General features: G+C 48.7%; 18 protein-coding genes. 8 read left to right on the top strand and 10 right to left on the bottom strand.

The window, feature by feature from the left end:
- Window positions 1-18: 18 nt before the first annotated feature.
- From H5336_RS04790 to murJ, 6 genes are all read right to left on the bottom strand, one after another.
- Window positions 19-468 (bottom strand): FKBP-type peptidyl-prolyl cis-trans isomerase, encoded by a 450-nt coding sequence (locus H5336_RS04790; RefSeq protein ID WP_185231908.1) that lies wholly within the window; start codon window positions 466-468, stop codon window positions 19-21.
- Window positions 461-970, bottom strand: a complete 510-nt coding sequence (gene lspA, locus H5336_RS04795; protein ID WP_246439031.1) for a signal peptidase II — start codon at window positions 968-970, stop codon at window positions 461-463. The genes H5336_RS04790 and lspA overlap by 8 nt, the downstream gene beginning before the upstream one ends.
- Entirely contained in the window at window positions 963-3,761 is a 2,799-nt protein-coding gene (ileS, locus tag H5336_RS04800) for an isoleucine--tRNA ligase (protein WP_185231912.1), read from the bottom strand. Before ileS ends, lspA begins: the two co-directional genes overlap by 8 nt.
- Window positions 3,762-3,792: 31 nt before the next feature.
- Complete coding sequence (locus H5336_RS23365; protein WP_313556252.1) at window positions 3,793-4,011, bottom strand: riboflavin kinase; 219 nt, start codon at window positions 4,009-4,011, stop codon at window positions 3,793-3,795.
- 29 nt (window positions 4,012-4,040) lie between these two features.
- Window positions 4,041-4,751, bottom strand: a complete 711-nt coding sequence (gene ribF, locus H5336_RS04805) for a bifunctional riboflavin kinase/FAD synthetase (protein WP_281385345.1) — start codon at window positions 4,749-4,751, stop codon at window positions 4,041-4,043.
- 98 nt (window positions 4,752-4,849) lie between these two features.
- A complete protein-coding gene (murJ, locus tag H5336_RS04810) occupies window positions 4,850-6,394 on the bottom strand; it encodes a murein biosynthesis integral membrane protein MurJ (protein ID WP_185231914.1) in 1,545 nt (514 codons plus the stop codon).
- Between the two features lie 299 nt (window positions 6,395-6,693).
- On the opposite strand from murJ, the gene H5336_RS04815 reads away from it, so the two are divergent.
- The 7 genes from H5336_RS04815 to tnpC all read left to right on the top strand — a co-directional run bounded on the left by H5336_RS04815 (window position 6,694) and on the right by tnpC (window position 12,972).
- Window positions 6,694-7,401, top strand: a complete 708-nt coding sequence (locus H5336_RS04815) for an OmpA family protein (RefSeq protein ID WP_185231916.1) — start codon at window positions 6,694-6,696, stop codon at window positions 7,399-7,401.
- 650 nt (window positions 7,402-8,051) lie between these two features.
- Window positions 8,052-9,539: a phospholipid carrier-dependent glycosyltransferase gene (locus H5336_RS04820; RefSeq protein WP_185231918.1), complete on the top strand. Its 1,488-nt coding sequence runs from the start codon at window positions 8,052-8,054 to the stop codon at window positions 9,537-9,539.
- A complete protein-coding gene (locus H5336_RS04825; protein ID WP_185231920.1) occupies window positions 9,536-10,126 on the top strand; it encodes a PA14 domain-containing protein in 591 nt (196 codons plus the stop codon). The genes H5336_RS04820 and H5336_RS04825 overlap by 4 nt, the downstream gene beginning before the upstream one ends.
- Window positions 10,127-10,197: 71 nt before the next feature.
- Entirely contained in the window at window positions 10,198-10,626 is a 429-nt protein-coding gene (locus H5336_RS04830) for a DUF4124 domain-containing protein (RefSeq protein ID WP_185231922.1), read from the top strand.
- A gap of 157 nt (window positions 10,627-10,783) precedes the next feature.
- Window positions 10,784-11,068 (top strand): IS66 family insertion sequence element accessory protein TnpA, encoded by a 285-nt coding sequence (gene tnpA / locus H5336_RS04835; protein ID WP_185231924.1) that lies wholly within the window; start codon window positions 10,784-10,786, stop codon window positions 11,066-11,068.
- Complete coding sequence (gene tnpB / locus H5336_RS04840) at window positions 11,065-11,421, top strand: IS66 family insertion sequence element accessory protein TnpB (protein ID WP_185231926.1); 357 nt, start codon at window positions 11,065-11,067, stop codon at window positions 11,419-11,421. The genes tnpA and tnpB overlap by 4 nt, the downstream gene beginning before the upstream one ends.
- 21 nt (window positions 11,422-11,442) lie before the next feature.
- A complete protein-coding gene (tnpC, locus tag H5336_RS04845; protein ID WP_185231928.1) occupies window positions 11,443-12,972 on the top strand; it encodes an IS66 family transposase in 1,530 nt (509 codons plus the stop codon).
- 119 nt (window positions 12,973-13,091) lie between these two features.
- Here the strand turns inward: tnpC and aceF are convergent, their stop codons facing one another.
- The 4 genes from aceF to H5336_RS04865 all read right to left on the bottom strand — a co-directional run bounded on the left by aceF (window position 13,092) and on the right by H5336_RS04865 (window position 19,592).
- Window positions 13,092-15,023, bottom strand: a complete 1,932-nt coding sequence (aceF, locus tag H5336_RS04850) for a dihydrolipoyllysine-residue acetyltransferase (RefSeq protein ID WP_185231930.1) — start codon at window positions 15,021-15,023, stop codon at window positions 13,092-13,094.
- 15 nt (window positions 15,024-15,038) lie between these two features.
- On the bottom strand, window positions 15,039-17,693 hold the full coding sequence (aceE, locus tag H5336_RS04855) for a pyruvate dehydrogenase (acetyl-transferring), homodimeric type (RefSeq protein WP_185231932.1): 2,655 nt from the start codon (window positions 17,691-17,693) through the stop codon (window positions 15,039-15,041).
- 541 nt (window positions 17,694-18,234) lie between these two features.
- Complete coding sequence (locus H5336_RS04860; protein WP_185231934.1) at window positions 18,235-19,344, bottom strand: AI-2E family transporter; 1,110 nt, start codon at window positions 19,342-19,344, stop codon at window positions 18,235-18,237.
- Between the two features lie 11 nt (window positions 19,345-19,355).
- Window positions 19,356-19,592, bottom strand: coding sequence for a sulfurtransferase TusA family protein (locus H5336_RS04865; protein WP_185231936.1), 237 nt, complete (start codon window positions 19,590-19,592; stop codon window positions 19,356-19,358).
- A 148-nt stretch (window positions 19,593-19,740) separates the two neighbouring features.
- Between H5336_RS04865 and H5336_RS04870 the strand changes: the two genes are divergently transcribed.
- The gene (locus tag H5336_RS04870; protein ID WP_185231938.1) at window positions 19,741-21,216 is read left to right on the top strand and encodes a M48 family metalloprotease; all 1,476 of its coding nucleotides are present in this window, start codon (window positions 19,741-19,743) and stop codon (window positions 21,214-21,216) included.
- The last annotated feature ends 61 nt before the right edge of the window (window positions 21,217-21,277 follow it).

Here is a 21,277-nt window from a genome sequence, read left to right on the forward strand (position 1 = left end):
GTTAACTCTGTAAAGCGATTAGTGGGTTACGGCCAGCACAACGGCAATAATTTCCACCTTGAAGAGAATGCTTTTTCCCGCCAGCGGGTGGTTAAAATCCACGGTCACCTCTTTGTCGTCTGCATCAACAATTATACCGGGAGTTTCAGATCCGGCGGCGTCGGCAAACGACACCACCAATCCCTGTGCAAGCTCGAAGTCTTCACTAAAAGCGCTGCGATCGACATGCTGAATATTATTGGGGTTTGGCTGGCCGAAAGCCTTTTCTGGCGGAATGGTGAGCTCGGCATTTTCACCGCTGGCCATTCCGAACAATGAATGCTCAAAGCCAGGCAACAAACTGCCATCCCCCACCGCAAACGTGGCCGGCTCGCCGTCAAAATTGGAATCAACGATGTCGCCGTTTTCGAGTACCAGCGCAAAATGCAGAGTAACCTGAGCACCCTCAGCAATAACCATTTCAACCATGTGATTCAACCTTTGGGGACCCGGCTTTTTTTGTAAAAACGGCATCCCAAATCATAAGCCCTGCGCCAATACAAATGGCGGAATCAGCAATATTGAAGGCTGGCCACTCGTGATGTTGATAGTGCACTGCAATAAAATCAATAACGTACCCGAACAAGGCCCTGTCGATCAAATTACCAAGCGCGCCCCCCAGAACCAGAGCCAAAGCGCAGGATTCTCGCCAATTAGTACTGCGTAAACGTGCAATCCAAACCACCAAAAGCACGCTTACAATGGCCGCTAGCCCACCGAGAAACCAACGCTGCCAGCCGCTACCTTCAGCAAATAGACTAAAAGCCGCTCCGTTGTTATGGCGCAGGGTCAGGTAAAAAAAGGAGGTGACGCGCTCAACCTGAGCATATTCTAATACCCCCGCTGCCCACTGCTTAGTAATCTGGTCCAACACAATCACAACTAGGGCCAGCAGATACCACTTCCATACCGTCTGTAATTGATTAAGCAAACTGTCTCTCCTCACCGGCGCCATCAATATTATCTACACAGCGACCGCATAATTCTGGGTGCTTGCTGCAAGCACCGACATCTTTACGGTGATGCCAGCAACGGGTGCATTTTTGTTGCTCGGATTTTTCAACTGCGACGGTTAGCCCATCGACATCGGTTTCCATACCTGCTCCCGCATTGGTTTTCGCCAATTGAACGCTGGAACAGATAAACACAAAACGTAATTCATCACCCAATTTGGACAGCGCGCCATAGAGTTCATCACTGCAATATAGGGTGACGTCGGCCGCTAGGGAGCCACCAATAGCGCCATCATTACGCTTGCTTTCTATCACCCCGTTAACCGCCGTTTTAACCTTGGCGACCTGAAGCCAAAATGTCTCCGACAGCATTTCATCTTCAGCGTGCTGCTCCAATGGCCACCATTCAGAGGTAAACACGCTACCACTTTTTTCGCCCGGCAATGCTTGCCAAACTTCATCCGCAGTAAACGAGAGAATTGGCGCTATCCAACGCACAAACGCCTGCACAATATGGTACTGCGCAGTTTGCGCAGAGCGCCGTGCAGCGCTGTCTTCCTTCATGGTATACACGCGGTCTTTAATAATATCGAGGTAAAACCCCCCCATATCAACCACACAAAAATTGTGTAATTTTTGGTAAATTGTGTGGAATTGGTAGTTTGTATAGGCGCTTCTAATCTCTGCTTGCAGTTTAGCTGCACGGTCTACCGCCCACTTATCAAGCTCTACCATGTCGTCAAAGGCTACGCCATCGGCTGCGGGATCAAAACCGGTAAGGTTGGAGAGAAAATAGCGCACGGTATTGCGAATACGGCGATAGGAATCTGCGGTACGCTTGAGGATTTCGTCCGACACATTCATGTCACCACTGAAATCCGTGGCGGCTACCCATAGGCGCAAGACATCTCCACCTAGGTCATTCATTATTTTTTGAGGTGAAACCGTATTGCCGATAGATTTGGACATTTTTTTGCCCTCGGCGTCAACGGCGAAACCGTGGGTTAACACCTGCCGGTAAGGCGCAGTGCCGTTAATCGCAATGGCTGTTTTTAAAGACGACTGAAACCATCCGCGGTGTTGATCTGAACCTTCCAGATACAAGTCGGCCGGATAACCCAGTTGCTCGCGTTGCTGCATCACTGAATAATGCGTAACACCCGAGTCAAACCATACGTCCAGCGTATCGGTTACCTTTTGGTAGCGCTCGGCATCCTCGCCCAACAACTCTGCCGCATCCAGTTCAAACCAGGCCTCCATACCTTTTTCTTCAATTCTTTTCGCTACGGCTTCAATCAGCTCATTAGTATTTGGGTGTAGCTCCTGCGTTGTTTTATGTATGAACAACGTAATAGGAACGCCCCAAGTACGCTGGCGAGAAATACACCAATCTGGGCTGGAGTCCAACATTGAATTAATGCGCGCTTCACCCCAATCGGGAATCCACTTAACGCCATCGACGGCTTTTCTAACGTTCGCCAACAAACCATTCTGGTTCATGCTAATAAACCACTGCGGTGTTGCTCGGAAAATCAACGGCGTTTTTGTTCGCCAACAGTGGGGAAAGCTGTGAACAAACTTCTCTTGATGAAGCAGCGCATGATTTTCTTCCAGCAGGGCAATGACTTTTTCATCCACTTTGTACACATGGTCACCGGCGAAAATCTCGACTTCGTCGCGATACACACCATGCTCATCCACATAGTTAAGTGTGCCGATACCGTATTTAGTGCCTACCACGAAATCTTCCACACCATGATCCGGAGCGGTATGCACACAGCCAGTACCCGCATCCGTAGTGACATGATCACCGAGAATCACCGGTATTACACGACTATAAAAAGGATGGTTTACCTGTAAGTTTTCTAATTGCTGGCCTTTACAGGTAGCCACAACTTTGGGATTCTCAAAGCCCGCGCGTTTAGTGACCGTATCCAGCAACGCTTCGGCCAAAAGCAGCCGCTCGTTGCCTACCTGAAGCAGTACATAATCCAACTCTGCGTTCACGCTTACCGCCTGACTGGACGGCAAAGTCCAAGGGGTGGTTGTCCAAATCACCACGGATACCGAACCGCTGCCGCTCAGCGCCCCCATGCGCGCGGTAAGATCGGCTTCATCGACAACGGGGTATTTCACATCGATAGAAAAAGAGGTTTTATCCTGATACTCAACCTCCGCTTCCGCAAGCGCCGAACCACCAACAACACTCCAATACACGGGTTTAAAACCACGATTCAGGTGACCATTTTTTACAATTTTGCCCAATGAACGAACGATATTGGCCTCTGTACCAAAGTCCATTGTTAGGTAGGGGTTTTCCCATTCGCCCAAAACGCCAAGGCGAATAAAGTCTTTCTTTTGCCCCTCTACCTGGCGTGCAGCATACTCCCGACACTTCTTGCGGAAAGTAGCGTGGTCAACTTTAACTCCGGCTTTTCCGACCTTTTTCTCCACGTTGTGCTCAATTGGCAGGCCGTGACAGTCCCAACCGGGAATATAAGGCGCATCAAAACCACTGATGGTTTTTTCTTTAATAATGATATCTTTTAAGATTTTATTAACCGCATGACCGATATGTATATCGCCATTCGCATAGGGAGGGCCATCGTGCAGAATAAACTTTTCACGCCCCGCCCGAGCTTTACGGATTTGCTGATACAGCTCTTCCTGATACCAGCGTTTAAGGGTTTGCGGCTCCCGCTGAGCCAAGTTTGCTTTCATAGCAAAACTGGTTTTGGGGAGGTTCAGGGTCGATTTATAGTCGGTCATAATGTCTCTGTATTGAACTAATCTAATGATGTTAATTCGTTTGGTATTCGGGATACTGAAACCAGCTGCGAGCTGATTCAACGTCCTGCGCTATCTGGCTTTTTAACTGTTCCAGACTATCAAAACGCATTTCCGCACGTAACTTATGTTTAAAGTCGACATGCAAACACTCCCCGTATAAAGAAGCCTCCACGTCGAGTATATGCACCTCGAGCAGCGGTTTTCGCCCGCCACTAATGGTAGGTTTCACCCCCACATTTGCCACACCTCGGTGGGATTTCAGCAGCCCCCGCCGGTAACCGTAACAGCGTATACCCCCTGCACGGCAGCTCGATATCGACCAAGGCCAATATTTGCGGTGGGGAAACCCAAAGTGCGTCCCAGCTGATTACCGTAAACTACCCTGCCGGTGACGCTGTATTCTCGGCCAAGCAATTTGCTCGCCTCAGCGAGCTTGTCCTGTTCCAGCAAGGAGCGAATACGTGTACTGCTAATACGTACGCCCTCGGCTAACTGAGTGTGTGTATCAGTTACGCTAAACCCAGCATGCTCACCGTATTGCTGGAGGAAGCTAAAATCACCGTTACGATCACAGCCAAAGCGAAAATCATCCCCCACCACTAAGTGGCGAACTCCCAGCCCGAATACCAGTACTTGATCCACAAAAGCCTGAGCCGATAGGCCTCGCAACATCGGGTCGAACTTGAGGCAAAGTACGCGATCTACCCCTTGCTCAAATAGCTGCCCGACCTTCTCTCGCAAGCGTGTAAGACGCGACGGAGCCTTTTCTCGAGAAAAGTACTCGTAGGGCTGAGGTTCAAACACTATAACCACGGAAGGCAGCCCCAACTGAGAGGCTATTTTCTGAACTTGAGCAATCAAGGCCTGATGACCGAGGTGAACACCATCAAAAGAGCCAATAGTCGCCACACAGTCGTGATGACAAGGCAACAATGCATTGAGGCCATTAATAAATTCTTGCTGCGCCATCTGAATTACGTGGGACCAGCCTGTCCGGGTTCGCGAAAAGCGGCGATTATAGCGCAGCTTGGGTTAGTGAGCGACGGGTGTTAGCGTTGAACCGAGCGCTAGCCCGCAACACGAAGATGGCGCATACGCATACCAAGCAGTAGCAACACCCCTAAATAGCTTAAAAGCCCAACCAAACACAGCAATATAACGCGCGAGACGCGTTCAACTACGCCCATATTGGCAAGATCCCCCACCAAAATGAGGCCAAACAATAATACCGCCACCATTGTCGCGTTTGCCCCCAACACCTGCAGATAGAAGCGCTTCCAGCCCGCCCCGGGAACGTAGACCTTGTCATTTCTAAGGCCTCGATAAAGAAGTCCGGCATTAAGGAAAGCGGAGATGGATGTAGCAAGCGCTAGACCCGCGTGGCCTATTTGCCACAAAAAATGGCATGGAACAACAAACACTATATTCAACCCCATGTTAACAACCATAGCAATAATGCCAATACGCACGGGTGTGCGTGTGTCCTGACGCGAAAAATAGCCGCTGGCAAGTACCTTAATCAACATGAAAGCCACAAGGCCAAGGGTGTACGCCCGCAGACTAAAACTCGACATATACACGTCTATGGAGAGATATTCCCCATACTGAAACAACGCATAGAGAATGGCTTCGGCAAGAATCATCAGCGCTAACGCCGCCGGCAAGCCAACGAGTAAAATCATACGAATAGCCCAATCAAGTGTTGCGCTAAACTTCTCAGTACCCGAAACAAACTGTCGAGAAAGACTCGGCAACACAACGGTCGCAATACCAACCCCAAACACCCCGAGGGGTAACTCGGTTAAACGATCAGAAAAATACAGCCAAGTAATACTGCCATCAGGAAGAAAGGATGCCAGCACCGTATCAAACAACAAGTTTATCTGCCCGACCGATACACCAAACATTGCCGGGGCCATAAGTTTCAGTACTTTTACAACAGACTCATCGCCCCAATCCACCTTCGGGTGCGGCAATAAACCCAAGCGTATCAAAAACGGCACCTGGAAGAGCAGCTGCAATACTCCGGCCACAACCACGCCCCAAGCAAGCGCATATACTGGCTGCTCCATCAGCGGGGAAACGATTGCCGCTGCCATAATCAACACAACATTCAGCAATACTGGCGTAAAAGCAGGAACCGCAAACTTATCGTAACTATTAAGAATTGAACCGGCAAACCCAGTGAGCGATATAAGGAATATATACGGGAACGTAATACGCAGTAGGTCGGTGGTAAGGTCAAATTTATCGGGGTTTTTCAGTAAAAACCCCATACCAAAAATGGCAGTTACCAGGGGCGCAGCTACCACCACAATCACACTGATTAAAATAAGCGAAGAGCCAAGGCAACCCGCAATACGGTCGATAAAATGCCTAACCGCAGCCTGACTCCCCTGCTGGCGATACTCCGACAACACCGGCACAAAAGCCTGCGCAAAAGCACCCTCAGCAAAAAGACGGCGTAAAAAGTTAGGTATTTTAAAAGCTACATAAAAAGCATCGGCAGAGGCTTCTGCGCCCAAAAACCGCGCAAATAATATATCCCGAATCAGCCCAAGCACCCGAGACACCATTGTCATACTACTAACAACAGCGCTGGATCTCAGCATACCCCTTGGCTTCGCTTTGCCGCTTTTTTGGGTGTCGGATTTATTTGTTGAAACCAAGCTCGATCACATCTCATGGGTTTAACTAAAGGCTGCGCAACTTTATAGCGATTGCTGAACAAGTGCAATCGACCCACCTACTAAGCTCTCGCCGCCATTTTTCGCCATTTTCAATCGCTACTTTGCCCTGAGATCACCACAGGTCTGCCCATTTGTGAGCGCTTAATAAGCCTGTACCCCAAGCAAGGGCAACGAAACAACTTCCCAGTAAATCTAGTTTAAATCTCTCAAGGAGAAGCATCATGAAAACACTTAACCCTAAAGCCGCCACAGCCCTAAGCCTTACCTTACTGCTAAGCGCATCTTCCGCAATGGCCGCTGACAAAAAAATGTCTGAAGAAACGAAAGCTGGTCTTATAGGCGCTACTTGGGCCACCACGGCAGCCGTAGCGGGTGCCGCGGTAGCTGGCCCTGTAGGACTCTTTATTGGTGCAGTTTCCGGTATCTACGTTGGTGAAAAAGGTATTGCTGCCGCAAAAACCAAGGCAGAACTCGACAACGCCGAAAATTCGCTTGCCTCACTGGAGTACGAAATGAATGCGCAAAACAAAAAAATAACGCAGCTAGAAAGGCACGCCACCGACACCCTAGAGTTTATGGTGTTCTTCCCCACCGGCATCGATGACCTTTCGCACTCAGACAAGCAGCGCATTCACTCGCTCTCCAACTACCTGCGTGACAACCCTTCACTAAATGTTCGTTTGAATGGCCATGCAGACCCACGCGGCACCGACGAGTACAACAACGTACTGTCTGAGGAACGCACACTAAGCGTAGTGAAACTACTAAATGAACGCGGAGTAGAAAAAGACCGAATTCAATACCAAGCCCATGGATCGAGCCTATCGCAATCGTTCGACAACAATATGGATGCCTATGCCATGGAAAGAAAAGTACGCATCGAGGTTTACTCACCCGGCCAGCAACAGGAAGTAGCCGCCAACCAGTAAACCACCAAACGCCTCCTGCGAGTCTTGCCCGGCCGAAAAGCCGGGATTTTTTGCCTACAGGACGTAGGTATGTCGCGGGCGCATGGATGCGCAGGAGCGACGGCCTACAGGACGTAGGTATGTCGCGGGCGCATGGATGCGCAGGAGCGACGGCCTACAGGACGTAGGTATGTCGCGGGCGCATGGATGCGCAGGAGCGACGGCCTACAGGACGTAGGTATGTCGCGGGCGCATGGATGCGCAGGAGCAACGGCCTACAGGACGTAGGTACATCCCGAAAACCATGGATGACCGGAAACGATGTTGCTCCAGCACACCCCAACCCCCAATGACAAAAGCCGAAAGGGTAAAACCAAGCAACTGAATATTTTTTAATCGCTCACACAGAACCTAAGCCACAAGGAAAGCAATCACCACGAACGGTTAAGGAGAAGGAGAAGGAGAAGGAGAAGTACAGCATGGAAGCTTCCCCACAAAAACGGTCCAAAACGTCTGCCAAACACAACACCCCACCAGCAAACCCTCTTCACATTCAACGCGCCTAACACTAGCAGAATAAGGATTGATCCACTAAACTCGTTCGTTCGCTGTAATAGCCTGATCTAGTGACCAGACTATCATCCATTAGGACTAAACAATAATAACAAGCCATGCAAAATATAATAAAAAAGCATTGCAAGCATATCTACCTTGGCCTTGTTCTGCTGCTTTCGCTATCCATTTATTTACCCAATTACGGCCAGCCTACCTCTCTGTTTTGGGATGAAAATTATCACATCGCTTCCGCCCAAAAATACATCGACGGCGTGATGTATATGGAGCCACACCCTCCACTGGGCAAGCTCCTTATGGCCGCATCAGAATCGTTACTGGGCTTGAATGACCACCTCGACAAAAAAGCCTTTACACGAACCGACTATATCAATGGCAGCCATGTCCCAGAAGGGTTCAGCTTTTACGGCTTTAGGCTGCCATCAACACTGCTAATGGCGTTATCAGCACTGTTCTTTTTCGGCATAGTTAACAACATAACGAAAAATGCACACTTGGCCGCCGCCTTTTCCGCCATCATTATTCTCGATAACGCTATGGTGGTGCATTCCCGAGCAGCCATGCTCGAAGGTATCCAGATGTTTTTTATTCTCGGTGCCATCTACTGGCTAACACGCTCCATAGAAGTGGCCAAAGCCATAAAATTAAAAGACTATGCCATTCTTGGGGTTTTCATTGGCCTTGCCTTTTCGGTTAAGGTCAACGCTGCCGTGCTACTACTGCTGTTTGTCATACTGTATGGCGTCGACCAATGGCAAAACATTCAAACTTGGAATTTCCCCTCACTGATTAAGCGCTTGGCAGTCACTGTGCCGGCTGGGGTTGTACCGGTTATTCTGGTGGTACTGGCCGTTTTTTATGTGCACATTTCGCTTGGTACAACGATGGGCCCCAAATCCTACAGTGCTAGCGAAGAATATCGACAAGCTATCCGCGAAGGTAACACCGGCTCACTCGCCACTTTCGCTATAGCATTGCGCGACAATTACACCAATATGTCCAAATATGCAGACGGTGTTCCCCGGCTCGACGTATGTAAAACTGGCGAGAACGGCAGCCATTCGATTGGCTGGCCTATCGGTCAGAAAACCATTAATTACCGCTGGAACAAAGATACCGTTAATGGTGTAACCCAGGTTCAGTACCACAACATTGTGCCCAACCCCGTTGTCTGGTTTTCGGTAATTGCCGGGCTACTTTTATCGGTAGGGCTCATTATCAGCCGCTTTGTGTACCAAAACCCCATTGCACACCCTAAGTTGTTTTACTGGATCAGTGCCTTTACCTCTCTATACATTGCCTACATGACCGCAATACTGCAGATTGAAAGGGTAATGTACCTTTACCACTACTTGGTGCCGCTTGTTTTCGGCATAATCAACCTCGCACTGGTTTACAACTATATTTTCCACAAAGCGCTGGCCGAGAATAACCGCCACGCATTAATCAACCTAGCAGCTGCCGTAGTATTGGTTGCTTTTGCTTTTTACATCTTTTCCCCGTTCACCTACAGCGTGCCGATAACCGAGGCAGAATTTAATTTGCGCAACTGGTTCGACTTTTGGCAACTGGAGGTGGTGAAATGATTAAAGTTAAACTCGATAGCAATACGGTATTTTCCGCCTTGCTAGCCATATTGTTTATTATCATCGTTAATAAAATTACGCCGCCGTCCGTAGACGGCGTGATAGAGCTGGTATTAATGAAAAGCCGCTCACACATTACATCCATTGATCAAACACGCTCAATTTCTGACACCCGTAGTATTTTGATCGACGAGGTTAACCTTTACGATAAAGACCGTTTTTTTCATCCAAAGCTTGGTTTGTTAGGCTGGCCCAATGATTTTTTTGCTGAGATTAATACAGATTTTACCGTGAAAGAAAAAGGTGGCTACCGATTCCTTGTGGGTAGTGACGACGGTTTCGCGCTGGAAATAGACGGTAAACGGATATGCTCCTTCAGTGGCGACCGCGCATACAGCAAACAGGTATGCAGAGTCACGCTCGATCAAGGTGACCACCAACTTAAACTGAGCTATTTCCAAGGTTATGGCAACGCAGGGTTAACACTGCAATATCAGCCAAGCGGTAAGAGCAAAATGCGCTATTGGGGAGAAAACTCTAAACAAATTAAAATTAAAAAAGCGAAGAAAAAGGACAAAATCCAATAGTTAATGTCTAAAATACGAGTAGATAGCTTTTAAGCACCCTGACGAAAGGGCACAGGCGAGGGTTCTCATCTATGTACAGTAAACTGTGTGTCAGTTTGGCGCTACTGTGTTTTGTGGCAACACCACTAATATGTCGCACCGTGAGCGCAGAGGCAATGAAGTGGGTGGACGAAAAAGGCAAGGTTCACTACGGGGATCGCGTGCCAGAAAAATACCGCAAGAGCGCTGAACCCGTTGAGCTCCAAGAGGCCCCACGCCAAGGGCTAGATGAAGAGGAACTCAAGGCGCTCAAACGAAAAACCTCCAACTATGAAAAACAAGTAGCCCAACAACGCAAAGCCGAAGAGCGCGAGAAGCGCAAACGCGCAAAAAAAGCATCTTTAGCGCCAGCCACACCCCCACAAGCCATCCGGCCAACCCGTGAACAGTGCAGAGACATGCACCCTAGTAAAACCGCTGATCGAGTACGCTGCTTCAACGAAACCGCTGAACAGAACTAACAGCTCCCCAGCCAAATAACCTCGACTCACCCATTAATTAATTTTAGCCTCTGCGCGGCCTAACGGAGCTTTGCGTTCGTAAGCGCCAAACGAACTACACCCTTCAGTCAGCTTGAATCACTCACTACTCTACAGCCTCACTTATCAAGGAGGCTGTATGGCTTACCAAAAATACAATTGGCCCGAGATTTTCGAAAAATTCGATTCGTCAGGGCTCTCGCAGACAGAGTTCTGCAAACAACACAATCTCAATACCAAATATTTCAACTTAAAGCTCTCCAAGCGCAAAGCTCAAGACGGTGGTGCTTTTGCGAAAGCTATTGTGCAGTTGGAGCCAGCCTCACCTGAAGGCCTGACTGTAGAGGTGGGCCATTGTAAAATCCATTGCCCTGCGACCATGTCCATACCGTCCTTCGTCTCATTGGTGCGCTCTCTGGCATGATCCAGTGGCGAGATTCAATTCCAATCTACTTACACCGTGACCCTGTAGATTTCCGCAAAGCCATTAATGGATTGGCCGTCATCGTCAGCGAAGAGATGGCGCTGGATGTTTACGATAGTGCCTTGTTTGTCTTCTGCAATAAGAACCGTAGCCAGCTTAAAGTCCTGTACTGGGATAGCACCGGTTTTTCCCTCTGGCAGAAGCGTTTAGAAAAAGCTAAATTCAAATGGCCTAGGAAAGCGCCGCTGGCGACGGTTTCAATAACCTACGAGCAATGGTGTTGGTTGTTACGCGGCTTCGACTTTGCCAAATTTATGCCCCATCAGCAATTAAAGTATACCGAAGTCGTTTAAATATTTTGTATAATAGCCGCTATGAACGATGCAGCGGCCTTACAAAAAGAAAATGATTTATTGCGTGAGCAGCTCGCCGCTGAAAAAGTAAAAAGTGGAGAAAGAATAGCCGCGCGTGATGCACAAATATCGGCTCTTCACGAACAAATAAAACATCTTCTCAGTAAGCGCTTCGGCACCTCTAGTGAAAAATCATCGCCAGATCAGATGGGCTTATTTAATGAAGTAGAAGAATGCCTGGTTGATGAAGCTTTAATCTCAGAATCTGAAACTACGGTTGTTAAAAGCCATACACGTAAAAGTAAACCTCGGATCACCCTTCCAGACAACCTCCCACGTGAAGACATTATCCACGACCTGCCGGAAGAGGAGAAAGTATGCCCGCACGATGGCTCCGAGCTTAAAAACATTGGCAGTGACGATCATGAGCAATTAGAGATCATTCCAGCCAAGATCAAAGTGATACGGCATAAGCGGCTCAAATATGCTTGCCCCTGCTGTGACAATCATATTGTTACTGCGAGCAAGCCAAAACAACCCATCGAAAAAAGCATTGCTAGTCCTAGCTTACTTTCCTACATCGCCACTCAAAAATATGCTGACGCCTTACCGCTGTACCGCCAAAGCGAGATGTTCAAGCGCATAGGCATTAAGCTGGATAGAACGAATATGGCCAACTGGATGGTCAAATGCGGTGAGCGAGTACAACCACTTATTAACTTACTGATCGATCATCTCCATAGTCAACCGTGCTTGCATGTAGATGAAACCACGCTGCAGGTATTAGATGAGCCCGGAAAGGCAGCGCAAAGTAAAAGCTACATGTGGGTAATGACCAACACCGGCCACCAGCCCGCATGCGTGTTCCATTATGCTGATACGCGTAGCCAGCAAGTACCACTAAACCTGCTCAGTCAAGATAACGCTGCGATTATGGTGGATGGCTATGAGGGTTACCAAAGAGCGTGCACTGAGTACGGCATTACTCGTATAGGTTGTTGGGCGCACGCCAGAAGAAAGTTTAAAGATGCACAAGCATTACAAAAGAAAGGAAAAACGGGCAAAGCCGATCAAGCTTTAGCCTATATCCAAAAGCTCTACGTCATTGAGAAGAAAATCAAAGGCGAACCGCCGGATAAACGCTACCAAATTCGTCAAAGCGACGCCTTGCCGATCCTCGAAAAACTAAAAACATGGATGGAGAAAAGCCTTGTTACTGTGCCACCACAAACGGCAATCGGTAAAGCCTTGGTGTACCTGAATAATCAATGGGGTCGCTTGGTTGGCTATGTCGACGATGGTCGATACCCAATTGATAACAACGCGGCGGAGAGATCAATACGTCCGTTTACAATTGGTCGAAAGAATTGGATGTTCAGCAAAAGCCAAGCGGGTGCCAAAGCTAGCGCCAACCTTTATAGTTTGATCGAAACCGCCAAGGCGAATGAGCTAAATGTGTATGACTACCTCGTACAGGTTTTTAGAGAGCTTCCAAACGCTCAAAGTGTCGAACAGGTTGAGGCCTTACTGCCTTGGAATACAAGCCTGTAGTCGGATTGGCGCTTACTTGCGTTCGACTCATAGAGGCGCCTCAAGCTTTCTGTTAAGCACAAAAAAACCCGCACTGTAGAAGCGCGGGCTTTTGATTTCTTGCGAAACTTAATAAACCGTTACAACAACAACTTCCGTACATCGGCAAGAATTGCACTCAGGTAGGTAAAGAACTTACCTGCATCTGCGCCATTAATTGCTCGATGATCGTACGAGAGCGCCAGCGGTAATGTCTGACGTGGCACGAACTCAGAACCATTCCATACGGGCTTAATTGCTGCCTTAGAAACGCCAAGAATCGCAACCTCAGGGGCATTAACGATTGGCGTAAAGCCTGTACCACCGATTGGCCCAAGACTGGAGATAGTAAAGCACCCGCCCTGCATATCTCGAGGTAGCAACTTACCGTCACGGGCCTTACCCGCTAGTTCAACAGATTCTTTAGCCAGTTCATACAGACCTTTCTTATCCACATCACGGATAACAGGAACCATCAAACCGTTCGGTGTATCAACTGCGACCCCAATGTTCACATAGCTTTTCTGCACAATGTGCTCACCATCGGCATGCAAAGAAGCATTGAACTTAGGTTCAGCTCTTAGCGCGGCAGCACAGGCTTTAAGCAAGAAAGGCAATGGCGTTAACTTCACACCTCTCTTCTCGGCTTCGGCCTTCATGCCCTTACGGAACTCTTCTAGGTCGGTTATATCGGCATCATCAAACTGGGTAACGTGCGGCACGTTCAACCAGTTACGGGACATATTCGCAGCGGTAACTTTCTTGATTTTAGACATTTTCACCAATTCGATTTCACCGAATTGTGCGAAGTCTATCGTAGGAATAGCAGGAATTCCTGCACCACCTGTGACAGCGTTGGGCGACGATGCCTTTTGGCTCATGACAGTTTTTACAAACTTGCGAACGTCATCTTTCTGAATACGACTGCGCGGACCAGAGGCCCGAACCTTAGCCAGATCAACACCCAACTGACGAGCCAACTGACGTACAGCTGGGCCAGCATAAACATCACCCGTAGTTGCACTCACCTCGTCAATTACGGCTGTCGCAGCTACAGCAGCAGGCTTGCTCGCAGCAGGTGTACTTGCAGCAGCTGAAACTGGTATAGCAACCGGAGCCGCAGAGGTTCCAGCTACTTCTAACTTAAGTACCGGCGTACCTTCGGAAGCTTTGTCACCCTCATTAAGAAGCAGAGAGATCACCTTTCCACTCTGGGGCGCTGGAATTTCCATGGAAGCCTTGTCACTTTCAAGCACGACCATGGAATCGCCCTCTGAAATTTCGTCACCCTCGGCAACGCAAACTTCAATTACATCAACACCTTCTGAGCCACCAATATCGGGCACATTAACGTCTATCACCCCGCCGGCAGCAACCGGAGTAGAAGCCACTGCAGCAGGCTCAACGGCCGGAGCGGGCGCAGCTACAGCTACTTCAATAGCCGCAGCGGGCGCAGCACCGGTCGTCATCACCAGAACATCATCACCCATGGAAACCTTATCGCCTTCGGCGAGAAGAAGGCTTACCACTGTTCCGTTCACAGGAGCAGGAATTTCCATCGAGGCTTTATCACTTTCAAGAACGATAAGAGAATCGCCTTCAGTAACCTCATCACCCGGCGCGACGCATATTTCAATGACGTCAACACCTTCAGAACCACCAATATCAGGAACTTTTATCGTTTCCTCTCCACCACTAACTTGCTCTGCAGTATGTTGCGCCGCAACCGGCGCGGGCTCTACTACAACAGCAGGAGCAGGTGCTTCTGGCTCAGGCGCGACCACACTATCAGCCGCCTCTGTGTCTATTTCAATAATATTGTCGCCCTCGGAAACAGTGTCACCCTCATTGACAAGAACACTGACGATAGTTCCCGCCATTGGGCTTGGGATATCCATGGAGGCCTTATCGGATTCCAGAACCAGCAGGGAATCCTCGGCAGCCACAACATCGCCAGGCGCAACGCACACTTCGATTACGTCAACGTTGTCTGAACCGCCGATATCGGGTACCTGTATAGTTTGCTTAGCCACTACGTTACTCCCTTCTTAGCATGTCGTTGGGTCAGTTTTTTCTGGGTTAATGCCGTATTTCTTCATGGCATCAGCTACAGTTTTTGCTGGTACTTTACCCTCGTCTGCCAAAGCTTTCAGGGACGCAATAGTGACAAAATAGCGGTCAACTTCGAAGAAACTGCGCAGCTTGGCTCGGGCATCGGAACGACCGAAACCATCGGTTCCCAATACGGCGTATGCACCAGGCACATAAGCGCGCAATTGCTCAGAATAGCTCTTCATGTAATCGGTAGAAATTACAAATGGGCCTTCTGATTCACTAAGTTGCTCGGTGAGGTAAGCCTTGCGAGGCTCTTCACCCGGGTGCAGTAAGTTCCAGCGGTCGGCTCGCTGGCCATCGCGGGCCAACTCATTCACACTGGTTACGCTCCAAATATCGGATTCAACACCCCAATCTTCACGTAACATTTCAGCTGCCACCTCAACCTCACGCAAAATAGTACCGGCGCCCATTAACTGAACGCGCTTCTTCTTAACGCTCTTTTTACCTTCCTTAAGCTTATAGATACCCTTAATAATGCCCTCTTCTGAACCGAGAGGCATATCGGGGTGAACGTAGTTTTCGTTCATGGTGGTGAGGTAGTAAAAGACGTTTTCCTTGTCCACATACATACGCTTGAGGCCGTCTTGAATAATCACCGCCAGCTCGTAACTGTATGTAGGGTCGTATGAACGACAATTAGGAATGGTGTTCGCCAGCAAGTGACTGTGGCCGTCTTGATGCTGCAGGCCTTCACCGTTCAAAGTGGTACGACCGGCAGTCGCACCAATCAAGAACCCACGAGCCTGAATATCACCAGCCAACCAGGCGAGATCACCAATACGCTGGAAACCAAACATAGAGTAATAAACGTAGAAAGGCACCATTGGCACACGATAAGTGCTGTAGGCTGTTGCGGCAGTAATCCACGCAGACATGGCACCGGCTTCGTTAATCCCTTCCTCCAGAATTTGGCCCTTTTTGTCTTCCTTGTAGTACATGATCTGGTCGTGATCATGGGGCGTATAGTGCTGGCCCCCGGAAGAATAAATCCCTAACTGGCGGAACATTCCTTCCATACCAAAGGTACGCGCCTCATCAGGCACAATAGGCACAACCTGTGAGCCCATATTTTTGTCTTTCGCTAGGGTAGAAAGGTAGCGAACGAACGCCATAGTGGTAGAAATCTCTCGCTCACCAGTCCCCTTCAGCAAGCCTTTAAATTTGTCCATTTCGGGTAATTTAAGCGGCTCAAAGTCCGAAACGCGGGAAGGCAGGTAACCGTTAAGCACCTCACGACGCCTGCGCATATACACCATTTCAGGTGAATCCGGCGCAGGACGGTAGTAAGGAACCGTCTTTAACTCGTCGTCAGAAATAGGAATACCAAAGCGATCACGGAATTTTTTCAGGTCTTCCAAGTCGAGCTTTTTCACAGAGTGAGCAACGTTCGCCGACTCGCCGGAGGCGCCCATGCCGTAACCTTTTACGGTCTGAGCAAGAATCACCGTTGGATGCTTCTTGTGATCAACTGCGTCAGCGTAGGCCGCATAGACCTTCTGAGGGTCATGACCACCGCGGTTCAACTGGAAGATTTCCTCGTCAGACATATCGGAAACCAGTTCCAGCAACTCGGGGTATTTACCAAAGAAATGCCCACGGGTATATGCACCGCCATTCGCTTTGTAGTTCTGCATCTCACCATCGCAGACTTCCATCATGCGTTTCTGTAGCAAGCCTGACTTATCTTTCTCTAGCAGGCGATCCCAGCCGCCTCCCCAGACCAGCTTAATTACATTCCAGCCAGCCCCACGGAATACACCTTCAAGCTCCTGAATGATTTTACCGTTACCTCGCACAGGACCGTCTAAGCGCTGAAGATTACAGTTGATAACGAAGATCAAGTTACCCAGCTGCTCGCGACCAGCCAAAGAAATAGCGCCCAATGTTTCCGGCTCATCACACTCACCATCACCGAGGAATGCCCAAACCTTGCGATCACCACGCGGAGAAAGACCACGCGCCGACATATAGCGCATAACATGCGCTTGGTATATAGACTGAATCGGCCCCAAGCCCATGGATACCGTCGGGAATTGCCAGTAGTCCGGCATCAACCACGGGTGCGGGTATGAGGAAAGACCATTGCCATCAACTTCGCGGCGGAAATTATCAAGCTGCTCTTCGGAAAAGCGACCCTCCAAATAGGAGCGCGCATAGATACCGGGAGAGATATGACCCTGAAAATAAATGAGGTCACCGCGCTGTTCACCATCATCGCCACGGAAAAAGTGGTTGAAACCGACTTCATAGAGTGTTGCTGAGGAGGAAAACGATGAGATATGCCCCCCAAGTGCGTCCGCATTATCGTTTGCGCGCATTACCATTGCCATCGCATTCCAGCGAACCAATGAGCGAATTCGACGCTCCATATGCTCGTCGCCGGGTGAGCGCTTCTCTTCGCTTGCGGGAATAGTATTGATGTATGGGGTTCTGATAGCTGTTGGTAGGCGTACACCGCTATGGGTTGCCTTGTTAGCCAATTCAACTAATAGATAACGGGCGCGATCTGGGCCGCTATGCCGAATTACCGATTCTAAAGCCTCTATCCACTCCTGAGTTTCAAGAGCATCAGTTTCCTCAAGCATTCAAGCCTCCTATTGTAACCACCAGGGAAAGGTAGTTTTTTAGATAAATGTATTCTCGCCAACGCTACTTATAGTGGTAACCATAAGCATCGACTGCTCAGTTTTTCATCGCTTGGATAATGTGGTTTTGCCTGTCAGTAAGGATTACGCCGACCGATTGAAGAATAGTGCTCTATTCCTCGTATCACCAAAATCATTTCTAACCTTGGGGGTTGAGTTTCCGGGGTAGAAATAAGTGGGTAACAATCAGCTGCAACTGCTAAATGACACTACTGTTTAATGGCTGATTACAATTTAAACGGTAGCGGGAATTGCGCGGCAGTGTGTCCTACTAACAAAAAACCTGAGGTGTGCGAGATTTTTTGGTGTCACGATTCTACACATATAAATTTCAATAAGCCAGCGGTCAAATTAGCTGCGATGCAGCATAATTTTGTATAACAAAACCAGGAGAAAAGCAGGCTCAAACTACGAATACCGGGTCAAGAGCAACCCCTAGCTGCGCTTGGCTGTACCCGAACTCAGATCGAATACGGCCGTATCACGGCGCTTTCCCGGCTGCGTCTTCATCTTGAATACAAGTTTTGTTATCGGCACCAAAATTCGACACGGTTGGCCATGCATTGATAATCGCTTTACATAGCGTAGCCAACGGAATAGCGAAGAAAACCCCCCAAAAACCCCACAAACCACCGAACACCAACACAGACAAAACAATAACAACGGGGTGCATTTTAACCGCCTCGGAAAAAAGCACCGGCACAAGTACGTTGCCATCAAGCATCTGAATAACGCCATACGCAATCATCACGTAGAAAAACTCGTTAGACCAACCCCACTGAAAAAAACCGATCATAGCAACGGGTAACGTAACAACCGCCGCACCAATGTATGGCACTAACACAGAAAGCCCTACGGCAATCCCCAGAAGCAACGCATATTGCAAGCCCAATATGCTGAAGATAACGCTACTTACACCGGCTATTATCACTATTTCTATAGCTTTGCCGCGAACATAATTCGCAATCTGCAAATTCATTTCGCGCCAAATTTCAGTCATTACCGGCCGGCGGCTGGGTAAGGTATTGCCCAGCCATGCAAGCATAACCTCACTGTCTTTCAAAAAGAAAAAAACCAGAATCGGGACTAACACTACATATATCAACACGCCAACCAATACCGGTAATTGCGCCAGCGAAAACGACAATATACTCTGCCCCCACTGGGTCATTTCAATTTGTAAAGCATCAATTAATTCCTTAACTTGCATCTCTGAAACTAACGCAGGGTATTTTTGCGGCAACAATAATAAAACCTGCTGGCCTTGCACCAACATTCTAGGGGTTTCATTCAATAAATTAATTAACTGCCGCCAAAAAGCCGGCACAATAAACAACATGCACAACAAAAGTGCGCTCGTCAAAACAAGGAACGTAATACTAACGGCAACGTTGTGATACACCCCCCAAGATTTCAATTTAAGCACCATCCCCTGCATCAAAAAAGCAATAATTATGGCCGCAATCATTGGCGCCAGCACAACCCCAAGACTGGCCAATATGACGATACCCACCACAAGGATAACGGCAACGAGAACGGCCTCCTCATCGGCGAAGTAACGCTCCAGCCAAGTTTGAAATATTTTTATCATGAGATCTGAATTCAGCCTTTTTGGATAATGTATTGATAACAACCATCGGTTGATTCATGGCTGACAAGGGTATGATCTGAAAGCTTGGCAAAAGCCTGTATGTCCCGCTCGGAACCAGGGTCAGTTGCAAGTAACCTCAGGGTCTCACCCCTGTTCAATTTGCTCAGCCCCTGCTTAGCCTTAAGCAACGGCATTGGACACGATAGGCCCATTGCATCTATAGTCAGATTCGTTTCAATGGTGGGCATTTGAACAGTCGGGGAACCTCGGAGAGTAAATAAGCGTCTAACACTTTGGAGTCGCGGAATTATAGTTCATAGACCCCTCCAGATAGAACAAGAGAATAGGATAAAGCCGGAATTAATAGCTGGCCGAAAAGCACAAGGTTTAAGCATTTTGTATAAGTCACAACCCACAGCAAGAGTATTAAATAGCGTTTACCGGCTCCTGATATCAATTCTGGTAGGGTTATCGCTGTCGAATTTGGTATTTTCCGCCGACCTCCAAATTCCAGAACTGGGCGGCAGCAGTGCAGGCCTGATTACCCCAGCACAGGAATATGATCTGGGCCAGAAGTGGCTTCAGGTTTATCGAGCCCAGGTACCCACCACATCCGACCCCTTCCTGCAGGTCTATATTGAACGGCTGGTTCGACAACTTGCGACCTACAGTCAGCTCCAAGATCGACGCCTTGAGATCCTCGTTATTGAAAACCCTACGCTGAACGCATTTGCCGTACCTGGGGGTATCATCGGCGTACATACAGGCTTATTCCGTTACGCCGATACTGAAGAACAGCTAGCATCGGTTCTCGCGCACGAAATCGCCCACCTCAGCCAGCGTCACTATGCAAGGCGCATTGAACAACAAGCCAATGCCAGTACCTCGCTAATCGCCGCCTTTGTTGCGAGCATTATCCTTGGTATGACAGCGGGCAGTGACGCTGGTATTGCCGCTATCGCCGCCGTGCAGGCTGGCGCCCTTGATGCACAGTTGCGCTTTAGCCGGCAAATGGAGCAGGAAGCAGACCGTATTGGTATGGAAACATTGGTACGCAGCGAAATGGACCCTTACGCAATGTCAAAAATGTTCGAAAACATGCTGCACGCATCTCGCTTCACCCGCCGCCCCCCCGAATTTCTTATGACCCACCCGGTCACGGAATCGCGCGTTTCCGAGGCGCGGCTTCGCGCGCAACAAGAAAGTGTAGGCGCCAGTTCGACCAAACTTATATACGAACTCGTTAAGGTACGTGCACACCTATTACACGAAAAAAACCGCAATACGGCCGTGCAAATTTTCGAAGATGAAGTACGTGGCGACCGCTACAGTGATACCGCTGCCAATTACGGTCTAGCGCTCGCGCTTATCCGTGACGAGAAAACCAAGCGTGCGCAACAATTGGTATCGGCACTGTTAAAAGAAGACCCGCGCAACGACTTTTTTCTAGTCGCTCAAGTAGACATTTATGCAAGCGAAAAGAAGTACGAGCAAGCGATTACACTGCTGGAAAAAGAGCTAAAACAACAGCCCAATAACCACGCCTACAACACCCGAATAGCTGAAGTTCTTATGCAAGCAGGCCAATACAATTACTGCAACCAGATACTGCGCATGCACGTAAAACGCCGCCCAAAGGATGACTACATTTGGTACCTGCTGGCCGAAGTGGAAGGGCTTGCGGGCAATATTTTTGAAGTTCACATGGCTCGAGCGCAATACTTTAAGCTTAACGGCCTGTTTGATAAAGCTGAAATCCAAATGGCTAATGCTCTACGTTTGGTAAAAAACACAGACGAACAGACTAGGGCGAAAATTCAAGAAGAGCTAAAATCTATTCGTAAAATGCGGCGAGAACTGGCGGATTTCTAAACGTGGGAGCCTATACTTGAGAGGCGCAACATCTATGCGCCCCCGCAATAAACTAAAGCTG

Origin of the sequence: Teredinibacter franksiae, assembly GCF_014218805.1 — a bacterium.
GTDB lineage: Bacteria > Pseudomonadota > Gammaproteobacteria > Pseudomonadales > Cellvibrionaceae > Teredinibacter > Teredinibacter franksiae.